We start from the raw sequence: 3,384 nt of genomic DNA on the forward strand, positions 1-3,384 counted from the left end.
TGATGGTATGTACTTCCTGGTGATGGAAGTTAATGGTAACAGAATAACGAAACAGTTTGTAAAAACCAATCGTTAAGATCTAAATACCAATAATGTATTTCAAAAGCCGGTTCTATGAGCCGGCTTTATTTGTTAATCTATCGAAAAACTATTCCTTATTTTAAGAATGATGTAATATAAAGACACAATCTTTATCAATTAGTTAATTAATTGCTACATCTTGTCGAATTATTATGATAGATATCGTAATAAGTAGTTCTTATTAATAGTTCATGCTTACATTTAAGATACACGCGAATCAGTTATCAAACCGATTCAAATTAATTTTACTTTAATCAGGTAAAACGAATCTACAAGCCTACAAGATTATGTTTGGTGTCATAATTACTAACAACTAACTATTGATATCTTGAACAAGTCACTACATTGGATCACAGAAAACGTATCATTTGAAGACCTTTTTATCCCTTTTGTTATCACAAAAAGGGTAGTTTTTCATGTGTTGTTTATCGATGTTATTTTCCTACAAATTACGTTAATCGATTAAAAACGCTAACAAAACCCCAATTATCAGGCTAGCTAAAATGATTTTCTAGATTTATTTTCTGGAAACTGTTGAATCGGAATTCATTTAGTCAAACTATCAACAGTTAAAAACTTGCAACCAATAAAACATTTAATAATAACTAGTATCAATCAACCTAAAATTATGAAACCTTTTAGTCAGAACACAAGAGTATTGTTTTTGGCTGTTTTAGTAGCTCTGTTTTGCAGCACCAATTTAATGGCATCTGCAGAAAAATTTGCTTTCAAACAGTTCAATAACACAAATTACTGGGAACATTTTATCGTCCCGTTAATTGATGACGAAATTGAAACCAAAATTGATGAAACCGAAATTGTCAATACTGATGATCATTCGGACTCAAATCTAACGGCCAGGGAATCTGCCAGGCAAATGTTAGATTTTTTCAATGTTGGTTTAAACGAAGAAATTGCATCAGGATCATGGGTGATTCCTCTGGATCATAATGTTCAGGGAACCAATGATAATTTGTTAAAAGCCTATGGACTGGCTGTGCGTTTATTACACGCAGATATCCCTCTAAAATGGGCTATTAGTTCAAGCAAGAATAAAGACGGTATTGATTTTAGCGCTAATGCAACAGAACTTGGTACTAACAATTCCAGTTTACGTGATTTTAAAGGAAGTGCCATAATTGTTCCAGCAGAGTTTGTTGACAATGCGCAACTCATACTAAATGCGGCTCCGGGGAATGTTGTGGTTTACACTTTAGATGGAAATGAATCAATTGAGATTAAATATACTCTAACGCACAAACCTAGGGCGGCAGTTATTGAAAATGACAAATCAGATATTCATACAAGAATCTTCAAAGATGCCGGATTAATAGAAGGCTTGCATTATGTTGATGATATTCCAGCAGCAAACCTTTCGGCTTTAGAATGTGTCACTTTTGCCTGTGAGCCTCATGATGAGGGCGTAGAAGAATCAGAAGTTGCCAACGTAAAAGCATTTGTACAAAACGGTGGTAACTTTTTTGGTCAATGTGCCGCCTTACAAGGTTATGAAGGTACTAATAAGGACAATTCAAACAAGTTTGATGTACGCCTTCTAACAAATGAAGGTATTGAGGATCCTGGAAAAAGTGGTTCAATAACCTTTAATAATTCAAATGCTGGTGACGCCATTATGCAATTTATTGGCCCTCTAAACAATAAAGGTGGGTCGGCAGATGCGATCAAAGAAATTGCTGGTGGAATTCAATCCGGTTCAAATGCCAAAGGCTATGCCAAATTTAATACCAACAACGATAAATACAAGGTTTATGGTGGTCGTATTGGTGGCAACGGAGCAAATAGAGGCTATGTACATTATTTAGCCGGCCACGAGTACAAAGAATCTAATCAACTAGACAAACTTAACGGTCAGCGCATTTTATTAAATGCGCTTTTAATGCCTGCCATCAGACCAGAAAGCTGTGGTCTTCAAGTTGTGGAACTCTCATGTCCAGACCCAGTGGAGGAATTATGTGTGGACCCTGATTTTGATATTCAAGGTGCGTTTGATGATTGGAAAAACTCGTTCGAGTATACCGGTGGGTGCGATGTAGAGACCAATATCAGTGACCTTAATTTTAATGATTATGTTCCTGGAATGGACTATGAAAAAACCTTTACCTATACTGTAACTAGTACTTGTACACCAGAGGGTATCAATTTAAGACCGGGTGGTGGTGATGATGATGAAGATTGTGAGTGTCCAAACAGACCCGATGGTAGCAGTAATAAAATCAAAACCCTTGGGATGACTTATGAGGGTGATGAAGATCAGGTCTGGGTTATCGTTAATGACGGTTCAGAAATTTTCAATGGTTTAGTAACCAACGATGTTGAGTTTATATTTTCAGGATCAGATGGTGATAGATTTGACTCCAATGATGTTGAAGTCACCATTTATAGTGTTAACAATGGTCAACAAGGATCTGAGCTCAACGAATTTACTGTACATGTCAGTTGTTCAAGACCACTCTATGTAGGTCAAACCGAGCAAGAAGGGGAATTGTTTGATGGAATGCGAATTACCAGCGGGGTTTATGGAGATGATTCTACTAATTTAGGTGGATGTAATGAAGATCCGGAACCACCAGCCCCTATAGTAACTGTAAAAGAATGTACGAGTACTTTTAAAGTAACTTTTAAGCCAGATGCACCTGGTACTGATGATGATGAGTACTGTGTTGGTGATACACCAGTAGACATTCTTTCTTTAGTTACTGCCAGTGGTGATTTAACTTGGTATTCTGATGATCAAGGTTCCAATGCTTCTGATCAAACACCAAGTATAGATACTAGTACTGCTGGTGAATTCAAGTTTTATGTATCTCAGGATAATGATAATAATGACTGTGAGAGTGCTATCTCTACAATTACTATTACTGTTAATGCACTTCCAGATGCACCTGGTACTGATGATGATGAGTACTGTGTTGGTGATACACCAGTAGACATACTTTCTTTAGTTACTGCCAGTGGTGATTTAACTTGGTATTCTGATGATCAGGGTTCCAATGCTTCTGATCAAACACCAAGTATAGATACTAGTACTGCTGGTGAGTTTAAGTTCTATGTATCTCAGGATAATGACAATGATTGTGAGAGTGCTATCTCTACAATTACTATTACTGTTAATGCACTTCCAGATGCACCTGGTACTGATGATGATGAGTACTGTGTTGGTGATACACCAGTAGACATTCTTTCTTTAGTTACTGCCAGTGGTGATTTAACTTGGTATTCTGATGATCAAGGTTCCAATGCTTCTGATCAAACACCAAGTATAGATACTAGTACTGCTGGTGA

1 protein-coding gene is annotated in these 3,384 nt (G+C 36.6%); it reads left to right on the plus strand.

The window, feature by feature from the left end:
- Positions 1–709: 709 nt before the first annotated feature.
- The coding region (locus tag DN064_RS14040; protein ID WP_198659454.1) for an Ig-like domain-containing protein at positions 710–3,384 on the plus strand (2,675 nt) is incomplete at its 3' end.

This window comes from Winogradskyella aurantiaca (assembly GCF_003362725.1).
Classification (GTDB): Bacteria; Bacteroidota; Bacteroidia; order Flavobacteriales; family Flavobacteriaceae; genus Winogradskyella_A; species Winogradskyella_A aurantiaca.